This window comes from Neisseria sp. MVDL19-042950 (assembly GCF_030504625.1).
Lineage (GTDB): Bacteria > Pseudomonadota > Gammaproteobacteria > Burkholderiales > Neisseriaceae > Neisseria.
In genome coordinates this window covers 26306-43226 of the sequence record NZ_JAUKWH010000014.1, presented here as the reverse complement: position 1 = coordinate 43226, position 16921 = coordinate 26306, and the positions used below count along the sequence as shown (strand labels likewise).

Annotated in this window: 16 protein-coding genes and 1 tRNA gene; 7 read left to right on the top strand and 10 right to left on the bottom strand. The window is 48.7% G+C overall.

The window, feature by feature from the left end:
- Nucleotides 1–3: 3 nt before the first annotated feature.
- Together rpoA and rplQ are read left to right on the top strand one after the other, a co-directional pair.
- The gene (gene rpoA, locus Q0X97_RS10600; protein WP_302067412.1) at nucleotides 4–990 is read left to right on the top strand and encodes a DNA-directed RNA polymerase subunit alpha; all 987 of its coding nucleotides are present in this window, start codon (nucleotides 4–6) and stop codon (nucleotides 988–990) included.
- 24 nt (nucleotides 991–1014) lie between these two features.
- Entirely contained in the window at nucleotides 1015–1392 is a 378-nt protein-coding gene (rplQ, locus tag Q0X97_RS10595; protein WP_302067413.1) for a 50S ribosomal protein L17, read from the top strand.
- A 545-nt stretch (nucleotides 1393–1937) separates the two neighbouring features.
- Here the strand turns inward: rplQ and Q0X97_RS10590 are convergent.
- A complete protein-coding gene (locus Q0X97_RS10590) occupies nucleotides 1938–2885 on the bottom strand; it encodes an ABC transporter ATP-binding protein (RefSeq protein ID WP_302067414.1) in 948 nt (315 codons plus the stop codon).
- A 59-nt stretch (nucleotides 2886–2944) separates the two neighbouring features.
- On the bottom strand, nucleotides 2945–4489 hold the full coding sequence (locus Q0X97_RS10585) for an iron ABC transporter permease (protein WP_302067415.1): 1545 nt from the start codon (nucleotides 4487–4489) through the stop codon (nucleotides 2945–2947).
- A gap of 210 nt (nucleotides 4490–4699) precedes the next feature.
- Between Q0X97_RS10585 and Q0X97_RS10580 the strand changes: the two genes are divergently transcribed.
- Nucleotides 4700–4776: transfer RNA gene (locus tag Q0X97_RS10580), tRNA-Met, on the top strand.
- A gap of 337 nt (nucleotides 4777–5113) precedes the next feature.
- Entirely contained in the window at nucleotides 5114–5845 is a 732-nt protein-coding gene (locus Q0X97_RS10575; RefSeq protein WP_085391334.1) for a LytTR family DNA-binding domain-containing protein, read from the top strand.
- Between the two features lie 483 nt (nucleotides 5846–6328).
- Here Q0X97_RS10575 and argJ read toward each other — a convergent pair whose 3' ends face one another.
- From argJ to Q0X97_RS10535, 8 genes are all read right to left on the bottom strand, one after another.
- On the bottom strand, nucleotides 6329–7549 hold the full coding sequence (gene argJ, locus Q0X97_RS10570) for a bifunctional glutamate N-acetyltransferase/amino-acid acetyltransferase ArgJ (protein WP_302067734.1): 1221 nt from the start codon (nucleotides 7547–7549) through the stop codon (nucleotides 6329–6331).
- Nucleotides 7550–8944 (bottom strand): chloride channel protein, encoded by a 1395-nt coding sequence (locus tag Q0X97_RS10565; protein WP_302067417.1) that lies wholly within the window; start codon nucleotides 8942–8944, stop codon nucleotides 7550–7552.
- Nucleotides 8945–9187: 243 nt separating this feature from the next.
- Complete coding sequence (raiA, locus tag Q0X97_RS10560) at nucleotides 9188–9508, bottom strand: ribosome-associated translation inhibitor RaiA (protein WP_302067418.1); 321 nt, start codon at nucleotides 9506–9508, stop codon at nucleotides 9188–9190.
- A gap of 60 nt (nucleotides 9509–9568) precedes the next feature.
- The gene (gene rpoN / locus Q0X97_RS10555; RefSeq protein ID WP_302067419.1) at nucleotides 9569–10921 is read right to left on the bottom strand and encodes an RNA polymerase factor sigma-54; all 1353 of its coding nucleotides are present in this window, start codon (nucleotides 10919–10921) and stop codon (nucleotides 9569–9571) included.
- A 58-nt stretch (nucleotides 10922–10979) separates the two neighbouring features.
- Nucleotides 10980–11711 (bottom strand): LPS export ABC transporter ATP-binding protein, encoded by a 732-nt coding sequence (lptB, locus tag Q0X97_RS10550; RefSeq protein ID WP_302067420.1) that lies wholly within the window; start codon nucleotides 11709–11711, stop codon nucleotides 10980–10982.
- 260 nt (nucleotides 11712–11971) lie between these two features.
- A complete protein-coding gene (gene lptA, locus Q0X97_RS10545; RefSeq protein WP_302067421.1) occupies nucleotides 11972–12493 on the bottom strand; it encodes a lipopolysaccharide transport periplasmic protein LptA in 522 nt (173 codons plus the stop codon).
- Complete coding sequence (lptC, locus tag Q0X97_RS10540) at nucleotides 12474–13055, bottom strand: LPS export ABC transporter periplasmic protein LptC (protein WP_302067422.1); 582 nt, start codon at nucleotides 13053–13055, stop codon at nucleotides 12474–12476. Before lptC ends, lptA begins: the two co-directional genes overlap by 20 nt.
- The gene (locus Q0X97_RS10535) at nucleotides 13052–13588 is read right to left on the bottom strand and encodes an HAD family hydrolase (protein ID WP_302067443.1); all 537 of its coding nucleotides are present in this window, start codon (nucleotides 13586–13588) and stop codon (nucleotides 13052–13054) included. The genes lptC and Q0X97_RS10535 overlap by 4 nt, the downstream gene beginning before the upstream one ends.
- 324 nt (nucleotides 13589–13912) lie before the next feature.
- Between Q0X97_RS10535 and Q0X97_RS10530 the strand changes: the two genes are divergently transcribed.
- The 3 genes from Q0X97_RS10530 (at nucleotide 13913) to Q0X97_RS10520 (ending at nucleotide 16804) form a co-directional block, all read left to right on the top strand.
- Nucleotides 13913–14824 (top strand): MoxR family ATPase, encoded by a 912-nt coding sequence (locus Q0X97_RS10530; RefSeq protein ID WP_302067423.1) that lies wholly within the window; start codon nucleotides 13913–13915, stop codon nucleotides 14822–14824.
- Nucleotides 14808–15755: a DUF58 domain-containing protein gene (locus Q0X97_RS10525; protein ID WP_302067424.1), complete on the top strand. Its 948-nt coding sequence runs from the start codon at nucleotides 14808–14810 to the stop codon at nucleotides 15753–15755. The genes Q0X97_RS10530 and Q0X97_RS10525 overlap by 17 nt, the downstream gene beginning before the upstream one ends.
- A 77-nt stretch (nucleotides 15756–15832) precedes the next feature.
- Nucleotides 15833–16804: a TraB/GumN family protein gene (locus tag Q0X97_RS10520; protein WP_302067425.1), complete on the top strand. Its 972-nt coding sequence runs from the start codon at nucleotides 15833–15835 to the stop codon at nucleotides 16802–16804.
- Nucleotides 16805–16921 lie beyond the last annotated feature (117 nt).

Here is a 16921-nt window from a genome sequence, read left to right as displayed (position 1 = left end):
TAAATGCAAAATAGCACTTCCGAATTTTTGAAGCCTCGTCAAATTGATGTGGATACACTGTCGGCTACTCGTGCCAAAGTATCTATGCAGCCATTTGAACGTGGTTTCGGTCATACTCTTGGTAATGCTTTGCGTCGTATCTTACTGTCATCCATGAATGGTTTTGCGCCTACTGAAGTCGCTATTACCGGTGTATTGCATGAATATTCCACTGTAGATGGTGTCCAAGAGGATGTTGTTGATATCCTCTTGAATATTAAAGGTGTGGTATTTAAATTGCATGGTCGGAATCAGGTTCAATTAACTTTGAAAAAATCGGGGTCAGGTCCCGTGTTGGCTAGCGATATTAGCTTGCCACACGATGTAGAAATTATTAATCCTGAACATGTGATTTGCCATCTTTCTGATAATGGTCAGATTGAGATGGAAATTAAAGTTGAACAAGGTCGTGGCTATCAGTCTGTTTCTGGCCGTCGTGTAATGCGAGATGAAAACAAACAGATTGGTGCAATTCAGTTGGATGCGAGCTTTTCGCCCATTAGTCGAGTGAGCTTTGAGGTTGAACCTGCACGTGTAGAGCAGCGAACGGACTTGGATCGTCTGGTTTTAGATATTGAAACAGATGGTTCTATTGAGCCGGAGGAAGCTGTTCGTAGTGCTGCACGTATTTTGATTGACCAAATGTCCATTTTTGCTGATTTGCAAGGTACACCAGTCGAGGAAATTGAAGAGAAAGCACCTCCTATTGATCCGATCTTGCTTCGCCCTGTGGATGATTTGGAATTGACTGTACGTTCAGCTAACTGCCTTAAAGCTGAAGATATTTATTATATTGGCGATTTGATTCAGCGTACTGAAACCGAGCTTTTAAAGACTCCAAATCTAGGCCGTAAATCTTTGAATGAAATTAAAGAAGTATTGGCCTCTAAAGGATTAACATTGGGGTCGAAATTGGAAGCTTGGCCACCGGTGGGCTTAGAAAAGCCGTAAGTTTGAACATTAAAGGATTATGACATGCGTCATCGTAATGGTAATCGTAAATTGAACCGTACAAGCAGCCATCGTGCTGCAATGTTACGTAATATGGCAAATTCTTTGCTGAGCCATGAAACTATCGTAACTACTCTCCCTAAGGCTAAGGAACTGCGCCGCGTTGTAGAACCGTTGATTACCTTAGGTAAAAAACCTTCTTTGGCAAATCGTCGCTTGGCGTTTAACCGCACTCGTGATCGTGAAGTTGTTGTGAAGTTGTTTGACGAATTAGGTCCACGTTTTGCAGCTCGTAATGGTGGCTATGTACGTATTTTAAAATGTGGCTTCCGTAAAGGTGATAATGCTCCATTAGCTCTAGTTGAACTTGTTGAAAAAGCTGAATCAGTTGCTGAGGAATAAGTTCAAGTGAGGTGTTGGGGTAATTTGTTACACTGATATTTTCATATCTTGAACAAGGCCGTCTGAAAATAAATTTCAGACGGCCTTGTCTCATGGATATAACCTTTTTGATTAGTTTTAATTCAGTTGGTAATAGTAGGAATTACGGATATCCGAAATGTTTATTTATCTGTTGGTATGAATTTTGCTACAAGAGAAAAAATAAGGATTAAGCTTGCGAATAACAACTATATGAGTTTCTCTACATCTCTTGAAGATATCGAAAATTATTAGCCTTATTTTTTGTTTATTCTTGTATGTAAGGTTAAAGTATTTTTTATCAGTTATAGCTTTAAAAAATGTTAGTTATGTATAAGCTACATTGTGATTTAAAGTTTAGTGGATTTTACAATAGATAAGGATGCTGAAAGAGATGTTTATATAGATCAATAATTGATTAAGCAGGTAATTATTATTTCTTTTAAAATAAATAAATTAATATAATTATTTTTCTGTTTTCTTTGATTATAGGGTGGGACTTGGAAGGGATAAAAATAGCAATATTATTATTTAAAAAAGATTATTTTATCTTCGTCAATTAATAGATTTAGTTCATCATTTATTTGTAAGTTATATTGCATAGCGAATTCCCAACTCAAATTTAATATAATTTCTCCATGTTTGGGATGAAGTAAGGTAAAGCGACAGTATTCAGGCTGTCGAAAAATATGAAGAATGCGGGAAAGAGCCCCTTGAGAATGTTGAAAATGCAACGCCTGTTGAGGGATGTAGTATGTTTCTTTAACGTTAACTGCTCCGATTAAGCGGGCGGACCAAGCATTAGTAGGTGCAGTGAGTAATTCGTTGGGTGTGCCGTATTGAACGATACGTCCTCCCTGCATTAAGGCTAAATGGTCGGCTACATCAAAAGCTTCCTCTGGATCGTGTGTGACCAGTATGGCGGGAATATTGTGCCTTTGTATATGTTGTGAGGTTTGTTGTCGTAATTGTTGTCGTAATCCTGTATCGAGGCTTGAAAATGGTTCATCCAGTAGAAGCAGTTTTGGTTCTGTGACTAGGGCGCGAGCGAGGGAGACGCGCTGTTGTTCTCCTCCGGATAGATTATTAATATTCCGTATATTTTCCCCGGATAAACCTACTTCTTCCAATGCCGCTTCGGCACGTTTTTTTGCTTCTTGGGCATCTATGCCTCTCATTTTTAAACCAAAAATAACGTTATCCAAAGTATTAAGATGAGGTAGAAGAGCGTAATCTTGAAAAACTATAGCTATATTTCGTTTTTCAGGTGGTGTAAAAGTATAGTTTTGTCCATTTATCCATATTTCACCTCTATCCGGCTGAACAAGGCCTGCAGCAATATTAAGCAGAGTTGATTTGCCACATCCTGAAGGGCCAAGGATAGCAAGAACTTTACCCTTTTCTACGGATAAGTTGATGTTGTCGGAAACGGTTTTGTGACCAAACTGTTTATGGATATTTTTCAATTCGAGCATATTAATAATTCCTTTACGGTTGGCTTACCAGAGGCCATCTGAAAAGAAGAATATTGAAATCAAAAGATTTTTGCGGATGCCTTGTTTGTTCTGTTCACATTATCTAATAACATAAATACTAATAATGCCAAACTCATTAAGGCAACAGTTAGAACCATTGCCCTGTCGTGATTATCAGAGCCTGCTGTGCTGAGGTAGCGGTAAATCAAGGTAGTAAGTGTTTGCCATTCAGGGCGAGATAGAAATAGAGTGGCGGCAAACTCACCAACGCAGGTTGCTGCAGCCAGGGTAAGGCCGCGACGTAAGGCAGGAAGTAATAATGGAATGGTTACGTATAAGGCCGTCTGAAAAGGTGTTGCTCCTATGCTTCGGGCGGCTGACGTATAACTTTGCGGTAATGCATCCCATGCTGCAATTAAATCTTTAGCAATAAAAGGATATGCCAGTAAGGCATAAGTAGAAATAAGTAGCGGTAATGAAGCTGTCCATTCCGGATAGAGTAGTAAGATACCGAAAGCAATACAGATCGGTGAGACCATAAATGGTAAAAATGTCAGGCTGCGAACCCAAGGAACTAGACGGGCAAGGCAGGTGTGTAGAATACCGAGTAAGAGCGCAACCAGCATGGCAAAAAATGTAAACCGCAAGGTGTTCCAAACTGCAAGTAAGGTGTCAGTTTCCAGCAAAACCCCCCATGAATTACCGGCCTGTGTAGCTTGTAACAATATGGCAATCAACGGTAGCCCACAGCAAGTGAATAGTAATACTAAGGCAACCGTCAATAAGATTTTTTCTATATAGGTTTGGGCCGGTTTGGGAGAGAGGGGCTGAATATTTTTATCGGAAGCGGTGCGACGGCTAAGGTACGCATATAGAAATCCTACCATAGCAGTAATTGCTAGTACTATCCATACTAAAACGGCTGCTTGTGCTATATCCAGCTCGTATGCAACCAATTGGTAGATTTCTACTTCGATAGTAGTATAGTGGCTGCCGCCAAGCAGCAAGGCCAAGCCAAACCCGGAAAAACAATACAAAAATACCAGGCACAATCCTCCCGCCAGCCAAGGTTTCAATACAGGCAAGTCGATATGGAAAAAACGTTGCCATGTTCCTGCTCCCAGAGTTTGTGCCGTGTACAAACGAGTAGCGGGAACTTGCAGGAAACCTTGATATGCCGAGCGGATTAATACGGGGAGATTGAAGAAAATATTGCCGTAGAGCAGTAAATAAGGGGTATCTTCCCAGCCGGGCCATAATAGCCCGCGGGGGCCGAATAATGCTAATACTCCCATACCCGCAACCAATGTGGGCATCACGAATGGTAGCATTATTAAACGGAGAATCCAGAGCCTTCCGCGGAAATCGAGACGGGCTAATACCCAAGCTATCGGCACGCCGAGGATAAGGGTAGAAATGCAGGTAATGGCGGCTTGGAGTGTTGTCCAGCCAATCTTTATTTGAATATAGTCATCTTGCAGTACCGCCCATGCCAAACCCTCATTTTCATAGGTAGCCAGCGCAATAAGAGGAGCAATGACCATCACGGCTAAAAAGCTGAGTGATAATAGTGCGAGTATGGAGGTAATAACGATGCGGGACATGAGAATGAGGAAAATAAAAAGGTGAGATAAGTGTTTTGTACTATGTATAGTTTTGGGGTTATATCATAATTCGGCGTATCTGTTGATAGATGAAAGCGCTGCATAAAAGCAAGAATAGTAAGTGATATGGAGCTGATTCTTATGGAGAGGGTTTATTTGGGGAAAATGATTGACAAGATGTAGATTAATCTGTATAGTTCAATCTTCTGACGCGGGGTGGAGCAGCATGGTAGCTCGTCGGGCTCATAACCCGAAGGTCGTAGGTTCGAATCCTGCCCCCGCAACCAAATATAAAATAAAAGCATCCATCTATGATGGGTGCTTTTATTTTTTCAAAACTAAACATACGTTGCATTAATCTTACAAAATTATAAACAAAATTACATATGTCATATTTTTTATATTGTTATTTCCTTAATTTTTTTAAGATTAATTTTTGATATATTTGGCTTTTAATTTTAAAAATACATATTTTGAGAAATTAAAAACTAAAAATATAGCAAATTATGATAATAATCCATTAGCATTCGTTTTGTGTTCCCTCACTTTTTCATTGCTTAATATTGATATAAGTAATTGTTCGGGATACGATACGGTTAATAACAACCAACAGACTGACAAGATATGCTGAGTGCCATTATTGTTGAAGACGAAGTGTTGGCAGCAGAGCGTTTGCGGGTTCTGCTGGAAGAGTGCAACGTCGTATTGTTAAAAATATTCCATCATGCGCAGCCGGCTTTGGATTGGCTGAGTGTGCATGAAGTGGATATTGTATTTGCTGATATCGGTCTGCCGGAAATTACCGGATTGGATTTGGTTGAGCGAATTAAGCGCATTGCTAAGAAACAGCCGGATGTCATTTTTACGACTGCTTATGAAGAGCATGCTTTACGTGCGTTTGAATTGGCTGCGGCCGATTATTTATTGAAGCCTATTAAAGTGTCGCGGCTGCAAACTGCTTTGGAGCGGTTGAATGAAAAGCATAAAGAAAAGGCAGATGATTTTACACACTTTAAGGTGTTTAACCGTAACCGTATGGTAGAGATTCCGTGGCAGCAGGTTCGTTATCTTTTGGCCGAACATAAAACGGTATTCTTATTCACCGGAGACGGCCAAAGTTATGAATTACCCAAAACTTTGGTTTATTGGGAAGAGCTGCTGGGAGATAAAATTATCCGCATCCATCGTAATGCTTTGGTGTTCCGCCATACTTTGGACTGTCTGATCCGCTTGGATGGCGGAGATGAAGACGAAAGTAATGCAACTTGGGGGGCGCGGGTGCTGGATGTGGATAAACCGCTTGCAGTCAGCCGCCGCCAGTTAGCTGCGATTCGTAAGATTTTGCGCGAACATTAAGCGGATTGAATTTTTACAAGCCTGCCAATAAAACAGCCGAAATGCTAAAAAGCGTTTCGGCTGTTTTATTAGCAGGCTTTTTATTAGCAGATTTATAGGGAATGGTGTCGGAAATTGCAGCGGCATGTACATTTTCTCTTTTGTATAGAGGTTCTCTGGGGGAGGAAGTTGCCAAAATGCCGTAAAGTACCAAAGAAGCACCATAATGTCTGATAATTTATAAAATCATTCTTTAAAAAAATATAGCAAATAAACTTAACTTGTTATGGCGTTGCTGTACCTTAGCTCAAAGAGAACAATTGTGTAAGCCGCTGGGCGACAGAATCGGTTCCGTACTCCTCGTACTGTTTGCAGCTTGCCGTCTTGTATCAAAAATAAGTTTATTTGCTATAACACCTGTTTGGGTATGAAAGTATAAGTACCTCGATTTTAATACTCAGGCCGTCTGAAAACTTTTTCAGACGGCCTTTTTAGAAGGTGTAATCAACTGCGGTAATCAGCATTAATCGATACATAATCATGTGATAAATCGCATGTATAGATAACGGCACGTTCACGACCGCGTTGCAAATCAACACGCACAGTGATTTCGGGTTGATTCATTACCATTTGGCCGGCTTCTTCGGTGTAGCTGTCCACCCGTCCGCCGTTTTCCGCTACCAGCACTTCACCCAGCCACATGCGTACTTTGTCGGTGTCGAAGTCGGGGAGGCCTGAGTAGCCGATAGCAGCCAATAAGCGGCCGAGATTGGGGTCGGAAGCAAAGAAGGCCGTCTTAATTAAAGGCGAGTGGGCGATGGCATAGGCCACTTGCCGCGCTTCAGCACGATTGCCTGCATTTTCGACTTGAACGGTAATGAATTTGGTAGCTCCTTCGCCATCGCGCACAATGGCTTGCGCAAGTTCCAGTGCGAGGCTGCCAAGCAGGGTTTTGAGTTGGTCGTAGCGCGGATCGGCGATATTGTCGATTTCGTTTTGACCGCACTTGCCGGTAGCGACGATGACAAAGCTGTCATTGGTGCTGGTATCGCCGTCTATCGTAATGGAATTAAACGATTGGTCGGCGATTTCTTGTGTGAGCATCTGCAAAACCGGTTGAGCTATATTGGCATCGCACACGATAAAGCCGAGCATGGTTGCCATGTTGGGGCAGATCATGCCTGCGCCTTTGGCAATGCCGGTGGCGCGTACGGTGTGGTTATTGCCCACTTTACCTTCACGGCTGGCTGCTTTGGGCACGGTATCGGTGGTCATAATGGCGCGTGCGGCATCGTTCCAAAACGCAGGCTTGACGCGGGGTAGGGCATCGACGATTTTTTGGGCGGGCAGCGGTTCGAGAATAACACCGGTGGAGAACGGCAATACTTGTGAAGTTTTGCAGCGGATTTGTTTGGCTACGGCTTCGCATACTGCTTGAGCGTCTTCCCGCCCTTTTATTCCGGTGCCGGCGTTGGCGTTACCGGTGTTGATGATCATCGCACGTACGCCGTCTTCATCGAAAAGGTGCTGCTTGGCTACATGCACGGGTGCGGCGCAGAATCGGTTTTGTGTGAATACGGCACCGACGGTGTTGTCGGGGTTGAAAACCATCAGTGTGATGTCGTTGTGGCTGGCTTTTTTGATGCCCGCTTGTCCGACAAATACTTGCACACCGTCTATCGGCAATAATTCCGCCGCATCTTTTTCTCGTAAATTGATTGCCATCTATTTCTCCTTATCAACAGCATCTGCCTGCTGTGTGGCTGCTTCTTCTTGAACCCGTTGCCGATAGCGTGTTCCTGCCGCGTGGTAGAACGGCTTCGGTGAAAATTGGCGCGATACCTGAGAAGCGAAAATAGCACCAATCAGCAACCAAAACAACAAATTCTGTCCGCCCGTCATCTCCATTACCACGACACTGGAAGTTAAGGGCGACTGGGTGGCGGCGGCCAGAAATGCAGTCATACAGATCAGCACCAGCACGTTTACGCCTGTTGGGATATCGGCAATTTGCGCGATATGCTGGCCGATCATCGCACCTATGGTGAGAGAGGGCGTAAAAATACCGCCCGGAATGCCGGCCCAATACGACAGCACGGTCGCCACCCATTTGGCCGCAGCCACGCCGAACGGCGCATCATATGTTCCACGCAGTGCCGCAGACGCTTCGTGATAGCCCGTACCGAAAGTTTGCCCTTGATAAAGCGTACCGATTAAAGCCAGCAGCAGGCCGATGGTGCCGGCGAGTAAAACGGGATGATTGCGTATCCAGTTGCGGTATTTTTCGGGAGCAAATGCCGCCGTACCTTTATAGAGGCAGCGGGCAAACAAGCCGCCGGCCACGCCGCACACCAAACCGCTCAATAGCACCCATATCAGCATGTCGGACAATTCGCTTCCGTTAAACCCCGAAAAATAAGGGTTGTTGCCCTGTATGGCCACTTGGATAAAACCCGCAGCCAACACACCGATGAAAATCTGGCGTTCCCAACGCAGCAGAATGCCGCGTCCCAATTCCTCAATCGCAAACACCACGCCGGCCAGCGGCGCATTGAATGCCGCGGCCAAGCCGCCTGCCGCGCCTGCTGCAATCAAATCGTTTTCCTGCATGCCTTTAAAGGCGAGATTGTGTTTTTTACACCATGCCCCCCACGCTGCCATTACTGCGGCCCCTACTTGTACCGACGGCCCCTCCCGCCCGATAGAGGCCCCCGCCAGCATACCCAAAAAGGTTAACGGGATTTTCAACATGGTTTGCCGTAATTGCAGAAGCCGTGTTTTCTGAGCCCCGAAAGGCAGTGATAGGGAAGCCAGCACCTGCGGGATGCCGCTGCCCGCCGTGTAAGGGGCCAACCTTCGAGTGAGCCATACAATCAGCGGCAAACCGAGCGGCAGCGCCACCCATGCGAACCACGGGTATTGCTGCACCAGCCGGGCATTTTCTTCCAGTGCCCAGTCTGCCATTTTTGCAAATGCCAGCGACACCAATGCCACCAGCGCCGCACCTGCCAGCAGAAAGCCGAATGCGGCCGTTTTCCGTGAAAGGCGTTGGGTCTGTTTGATTTTATGGAAAATTTTCCGTCCTATCAGACGGTTGAAAGAGGAAAGAGTACGTTTCATCTGCCCGCTCGTTTATTATCGTGAATTGTTTTTGGAAAATTGTTTTTCAGACGGCCTGAAATGGAATAAGCGATATTATGAACAGATTTATCAAACGAATAAAGCCGCAACCGTGCAAAGGCTGTCTGAAAGCCGGTTTTTCAGACGGCCTGTTGTTTTTAGCCGGATGACGCTATTTCAAGAATCGGACGGAGAAACAAAAACACCCCGTAAAACGGGGTGTTGAATCTTCATCAAAACAGCTTATTCGGCATCGGGTTCCGGTTTGGGAGTGGCGCGCACATCATTGCTTTTTTCTTTATGTTTCAAGATGGCGCGGTCAACTTTGTCCATGAGCACATCAATCGCGGCATACATATCAGATTCAACAGTTTCCACATGCAAGTCTTTACCGGCCAAGTGCACATCAGCTTCAGCCTTATTGTTCAGCTTTTCTACCGAAAGGGTGATGGCTACAGAAATCAAATTGGCAGCATGGCGGTTGATGCGTTCCAACTTGCTATTAACATGATTTTTGATGGCTTCGGTTACGTCGAAATTCAGGCCGGTGATTTTCAGATTCATGGCTTTACTCCTTCGGTTAAGTTAAACCGCCTGATTCAGGCAGTCTGAAAAATGGGTTAATCATAATCTGCGTTGTGCCGCAGACGGAATGTTCAATGATTCTCGATATTTGGCTACGGTGCGGCGGGCGATATCAATGCCTTGCTGTTTCAAAAGTTTGCTCAGTGTTTCATCGGAATGCGGTTTGAATTTGTCTTCCGACTCGACCAACTGAGTGATTACGGCTTTGACTGCATTTTGGCTGACTCCCTCGCCGTCTTCGGCGCAAACGGCCTGTGTGAAGAAATAGCGTAACGCAAACACTCCGCGCGGGCAAGACAAATATTTGTGGTTGACGGCACGGGATACGGTGCTTTCAGCCACGCCGAGTTCGGCGGCGGCATCTTTCAGTAGCATGGGTGTCAGGCCGATTTCGCCGAATACGAAAAAATCTTCCTGCTTTTCAACAATGTACTCTGCCAACCGGATTACCGTGCTTTTACGCAGTTCCAAGCTGTCGATTTTTTGCCGTGCTTCGCTTAATTTTTCTTTCCACTCCGGGCTGACTTCGCCAGCTTCTTTCAACAGGTCGCAATATTCGCGGTTGAGCTGTACTTTCGGCCATGCGTTGTCGTTGCTGATAACCGTCCAACCGGTTTTGGTTTCTTTCACCCATACGTCGGGCTGCACATAGGCTGTCGGTTCGGCAGAAGCAAATCCATAGGCCGGGTAGGGGTTGAGTTTCGATATCAGGTCTAAGGCCGTCTGAATGGTATCGATATCGGCATCGGGGAACATTTTGCGTGCTTTGGCCAGATTCTGCTGGCGGCTTCTGCTCAGGTTGTCTAGCGACTGTTGAACGATTTTGGCGGCCAGTTGGCGTTCGGGAGAGGCGGGCAAGCGTAAGAGTTGGAGCATCAGCGACTCGGTTAAATTCGCAGCCCCTACGCCCGCGGGATCGAAGGTTTGCAGTAGATCGAGCGCTTCCTGCAAATCGTTTTCGCTGAGCATCCATTCCAGCGGGGTGTGGTCGATTACTTCGGCCAAGCTGTCGGTGAAATAGCCTTGGTCGTCGAGAAAATCAATGAGGATATGTACCCGTGCGGCTTCTTCTTCGCTTAGGGGGTGTTCGCAAACTTGTTTGTGCAGAAAGGCATTGAAGTCGTCTTCGCCGGCAATGGTGGCCCATACGTCTTCGGCATCGTCTCCGCCGATTTGGTTGGCTCTCGGCAGAGAGGCGGAAATTTGGGAAAAATCGGTATCGCCCGCGTCATCGGCGGGTTCTGGGCGCTCCAGCAGGGGATTGTCTTGCAGCCAGTCGTCTACTTCGCGCTCAAGTTCCAGTCCGGACATTTGCAGAACGCGCAGCGACTGCTGAAGGCTTTGGTTCAGCTGCTGGGTTTGTTTGAGTTTTAGTCCAAAGGTTTGGCTCATATTATTGTTTTATAGAGAGTAATGCGTAATGTGTCGGTGAGGCGCGTCGGTCGCCCCGTTAATAATTAAAGTTTTCACCCAAGTATACCGCCCGCACCTGTTCGTTGTTGACCAGCTCTTCGGGGTGCCCCGAGGCAAGTACAGCTCCTTCGCTGATGATGTAGGCGCGGTCGCAGATGCGCAAGGTTTCGCGCACGTTGTGGTCGGTAATCAGTACACCAATGCCGCGTGATTTCAGAAATTCGATGATTTTCTGGATGTCGATAACGGCAATCGGATCGACTCCGGCAAACGGTTCGTCGAGCAGGATAAAACGCGGCTGCATGGCAAGTACGCGGGCGATTTCTACGCGGCGGCGTTCGCCTCCCGAAAGCGACGGTGCGGGGTTGTTGCGCAGGCGTTCGATGTTCAGGTCGGCAAGCAGCCGTTCCAGCTCGCTGTCGATTTTGTTTTTGTCTTTCAGGCTGATTTCCAGAATGGCGCGGATGTTTTGCTCCACTGTCATTTTGCGGAAAATCGATGCTTCCTGCGGCAGATAGCCCAATCCCAAGCGGGCACGTTCGTGAATCGGCAGATGGCGGATTTCTTTGTCGTCAAGCATGACGCTGCCTGCATCGGCGGAAATCAAGCCGACGATCATATAAAAACTGGTGGTTTTGCCTGCCCCGTTGGGCCCGAGCAGTCCGACCACTTCGCCGCTTTCGATGTCAAGCGAAAAGTTTTTGACGACTTTGCGCTTTTTGAAACTCTTTTGTAGGTTTTGCACGTTTAAGCGGCTGTGGTGATTCATGGTATAGCCTTTGGGTTATGGTTACTATTGTAATCTTTTTGCAGGTCGTCTGAAACGGTTGTTTGCGGTTTCGGAAGCAGGCAGGTGTTTTCAGACGGCCTGAACGGTGTTTATATGGTAAATATGATACAACTCATTGTTTATATTATGATGTATAAATATTTGACGTAAAGCAAAGGCCGTCTGAAAAAATATCGGCGGCGGGCTGTTATCCGAACCGTCCAACGGCCTGAAGAATGTTTTCAGACGGCCTCTCGGGGTTATTTGTTTTTACCGGTGCTGCCGGGTTGGATGACAACGGTTACGCGCTTGCCGGCCTTGCCCTTGCTGCCTTGGCTGCCGCTGACGGTATAAACCTCGGTGCGGGTGTTGTAGACGATGCTGGCACCTTCGGCCAAGTCGCCGCCGCGTTGTACTTTGGCATTGCCGGTCAGTTTCACGATGCCGGTGGCGGATGAAAATTCCACTTGGTTGGCCTGCCCGTTTACCGTGCCTTTGCCGTCGTCAAGTGTTTGGCCGAAGCGCACGGGGCTGCCGCTTGCAGACATAAACTGTTCGCCTTTGTCGTTACGCGATACGCGCACGCTTGCGGCACGGATGTTTAGCGAGCCTTGTTTGATGATGACGTTGCCGCTGAAGGTGGTTACTTGATTGGCTTGGTCAAGCGAACCTTGGTCGGCTTCGATCTGAATGGGCTGCTTGCGGTCGCTCTCCAGCGCATAGGCGGGGGCGGCGGCAATCAAAGCGGCAAGGGCGGCGGTGTTAATGATGTTTCGGGTCATAAATAGTCGCTTTCACTCGTGAAGGCAGATTCAGGAATCCTTTTTTGTGGTCGTAAACCAAACCGTTTGCCGTGCCGTGCGAATCGCCGTATTGGTAATGCACGGGTGCATCGGTTCGGGCGGTTTCGGTTTCGGTGTCGACGGTCAGGTTGCCGGTTTTCAGCACGCCGGCGGGGCGTTCGGCTTCGGCGGATTTGGTTAAGACAACATCTTGCTCGAACATTACTTGGCGGCTGTCGGTGTTGTAGCGGGCGGTTTCGCTTTTCACGTTATAAAGCAGCCTGCCGCCGTCGTAAAGCGACAACTGCGGTTTGCTGAAGGTTACGTCGTTGCTTTTGGGCAATTGCCATGCCGATTCCGCGCTCAGATTTTCTTTCAAACGGCCTTTCGCATCAAAGCGTCTGCCGTCGATACCCTGCATGGAATATTGCGGTTCGTTCGGGTTGAGCGCGGCTTCTTCGACATCAATCTGGCTGATGCGCCCGAGCCATGCCGACAAACCGCCGAGGCACACCGCCAATACAATCGGAAACAGCCAGCCGTAACGCCATTTTTTAGTCATTTGACGTACTCTTGTAAAGCAGATTCAAGCGTGCCTTGCGCCTGCATGATTAAATCGCACAACTCGCGCACCGCCCCTTTTCCGGCGCTTTTGCGGGTAACGTAGGCGGCGTGCTGCAAGGCGAACCAATGCGCTTCGGGCACCGCCACGGGCAGGCCGCAGCGTACCATCACGGGCAGGTCGACCACGTCGTCGCCGATAAAAGCGCATTCATGCTCCTCCACGCCGGCTTTGGCGCGCAAATCGGCATAGGCGGCGCGCTTGTCGTGAATACCTTTATAGTAATGGTTGATGCCGAGCTGCTTGACGCGGATACCGACGGAAGGCGCGTCGCGGCCGGTGATGATGGCCGTCTGAACGCTGCTGGCCTGCAACATTTTCAGGCCGTGGCCGTCGAGCGTGTGGAAAGGTTTGATTTCTTCGCCGTTGTCGCGGATATAAATGTGCCCGTCGGTGAGCACGCCGTCTACGTCCATAATCAACAGTTTGATTCGGGCGGCGCGGGATTGGATTTCGGGAGAAAGGGTTTGCATGGTCGGTCGGGTTTCTTTAAATAAGTTTTCAGACGGCCTGTAAAACAAATATTTTAACATTAAAGAATATTAAAGGCCGTCTGAAAATGTAAGGGCGGCAGGTTTATAGCCGTTTGTGTTTTTGTCGGATGCTTTTTTTGTGCTTGGTTTATTTACCATTTCACAACAATTGTTTTATCTAAAGTGATTATTTGGCTGTGTTTCAAAGCAGTTCGGACGGCCTATGCTAAAATTCTACCCAAAGGGGCAAGGCCGTCTGAAAACTTTTTCAGACGGCCTGATTATGCCTGATAAACCACTGAAATCCTAATAGAAAATATAATCATGAATTCATCCGTACAACACGCATTACACCAGCTTAACTCGCTGATTCTGGGGAAAGAAACCGTTTTAAAACAATTGATGGCCGCCATACTCGCAGGCGGGCACGTGCTGCTGGAGGATGTGCCCGGCGTGGGTAAAACCACATTGGCGCACGGCTTGGCGGCGGTGTTGGGGCTGGACTACCGCCGCGTGCAGTTTACCAACGATATGCTGCCTTCGGATTTGCTCGGCGTGAATGTGTTCCGCCCGAACGAAGGCCGCTTCGAGTTTCACCCCGGCCCCGTGTTCCATTCTTTTTTATTGGCCGACGAAATCAACCGTGCTTCGCCCAAGCTGCAATCCGCGCTGTTGGAGGCGATGGAAGAACATCAGGTGTCGGTGGACGGCAAAACCTATGCGCTGCCCGAGCCGTTTATCGTGGTAGCAACGCAAAATCCGGTCGAGCAGCTCGGCACGTTTCCGTTGCCCGAATCCCAACTCGACCGCTTTATGATGCGGTTGAGCATGGGTTATCCCGTGGCCGATGCCGAAAAACAGCTTTATTTTCAGGGCGACCGCCGTCAAGCGCTTCCCGCTTTGCAGGCGGTGTGCAATGCGCAGACGCTGCAACAATGGCAGCAGCAGGCGGCGCAGGTGAAGTTTGCACAGGCGGCCGCTGATTACGTGTACCGTTTGGTGCAGGCTACGCGCCAGCCGGGGCGGTTTGTGCTGGGACTCAGCCCGCGCGCGGGTTTGGCTGTGGTGAATGCGGCGAAAGCATGGGCGTTTATGCAGGGCAGAGGGCATGTGCTGCCGGAAGACATCAAAGCGGTGTGGGTGCCGGTGGCCAACCACCGTTTGCAGCCGGTGCAGCAAGGCATGACCAGCGCACAGATTTTGGCGGATCTGCTCAATCATGTGGCCGTCGCGTAAGCACAAACTGCCCGCCGTGGCAGGGCGTTCTCCCGATTTGGCTTCACTGCATTGCCGCCCGACCCGATTGGGTGCTGGCCTGTTGGTAACGGTGTTGCTGCTGTGGCTGGTGGGGCTGAATTATCAGGTCAATCTGGCGTATGCCGCTGCTTTCTGGCTGGCAGGTTTTTTGGCGGTGGCGGTGTTGCTGAATCTGCGCCAGCTTTTGGATGTGCAGATAGATGTCAACATGCCGAAAGAGGTGTTTGCGGGACATACGGCGGTGCTCGAATTAACCGCTCGGCAAAACTCGCGCCGCCGTTGGTTGTGGCTGTGCAGCGAGGACGATTTCCTCAATCCCGACCAAGCGGCGGCAAAACTCTGGCAGCCGTGGCAGATGGGTTCAGACGGCCTCTCCGTGTATCACTGGCAGATTCCCGCGCTGATGCGGGGATATTTGCGCGTACCGCCGCTGCGCACGGCTGCGGTAGCGCCGTTCGGCATGAGCATGGTGCAGTGCGTGTGGCATTGGCCGAGTGATGCGGTGGTGTTTCCCGCGCCGATTCCGCACGATCTGCCCGACGGCCGTGAGCGCGACAGCGAAACCGACCGCAAACGCCCGCCTATTCAGGGTGGCGACGATTTGTCTTATTTGCAGGCGCATCAAGAAGGCGCGTCGTTGCAGCATGTGGCATGGAAAACTTATGCGAAAACAGGCGAAATGCTGGATAAACGCTTTGAAGAGCCGCAAACCGCCGTCCGCAATACCGTGATTTCGTATCTGGACTACCCCGCCGGCACCTCCAAAGACCGCTTGGCAGGCTTGCTGTGTTTCCGCGTTTTAGAAGCCGAACGCAGCGGACAGACGTATTCGCTGGAGTTGCCGCAGCGGGTAATTGCTCCGCAGAAAGGGCAGCGCGAAATCTGCCTGACGGCGTTGGGATTGTGGTAATCAGGTTTTTCAGACGGCCTGTGTGATGTTTTCAAAGAGGCCGTCTGAAAATCCGTTCTGCACAAAGGAGAATAAGTTTGAAAAAATTTCTAGGCTTTTTATCCAAATGGGTATGCCTGTTCAGTCTTTTGGTTGCCGTTTCTTCGGCGTGGGCCGCTAAAACGATGCCGCTTGACTGGCAGCAGCCGGAATTGAGCAGCAATGTTTGGAAAATCAGTAAGGCAGGGCAGCCGGATTCTTATCTGCTGGGCACGATGCATCTCGGGCGCAACGGCGGCCGACTGAGCAGTCAGGCGCAGGCCTTGCTGGGAAAAACCGATTTGTTGCTTACCGAAGTGGACATGCTGCCGGATGAAAGCCGAATGAAGGCGGAAACGGAAAAACTGGCAGGGCAAATGATGTCGCCGAAATCATTGCGTAGTGCTCTGGGCGAGAAAGATTTTGCCGCATTGTCGCGATATTTCCGCAAATCGGAACACACGGCGGTGTGGGAGCCGCTGCTGGATTACATGCAGCCGTGGGCGGTGGTAATGCTGACGCTGAATTTACAGCCGGAAGAATACAGCTATCAAAACGGCGTGGATATTCTGTTTTCCCAAGCCGCACAAAAAGCCGGCAAACCGCGCGGCAGTTTGGAAAGCATGCAGGAAAGCAGCCGTCTTTTCCGCAAATTGCCCGACGATTTGGCGTTGGCGGCGGTAAAAAGCATGTTGAAACATCAAAAAGCGGGCGAAGCCGACACGCGCAAGATGCACCGTTTGTATGCCGAAGGCCGTTTTCGCGAATTGCAGGGCTGGCTGCCGAAAACCTTCTCTCAAGGGCGCATGAAGCCCGAGGAAGAAGCCGCCATCCGCCGTTGGATCGAACAAGACGGCATCGTTGTGCGCAACCGCGCGTGGCTGCCGGAAATCAAAGCGGCCACCCGTCGGCAGAAAACCCTGATTGCCGTGGGCATCGCACACTTGATGACGCGGGAGGGGCTGATTGAATTGCTGCGCCGCGAAGGGTACACGGTTACGCCCGAGCCTAAACTGAAAGTGTGGAAATAAGCCGGATATATTTTGCAGGCCGTCTGAAAAGACCTGCGTATGTTTTTCAGACGGCCTCTTTGAAGCGATTGCATACACAATAAATACAGAAAATACAGGATGCCGTGCGTAACAAAC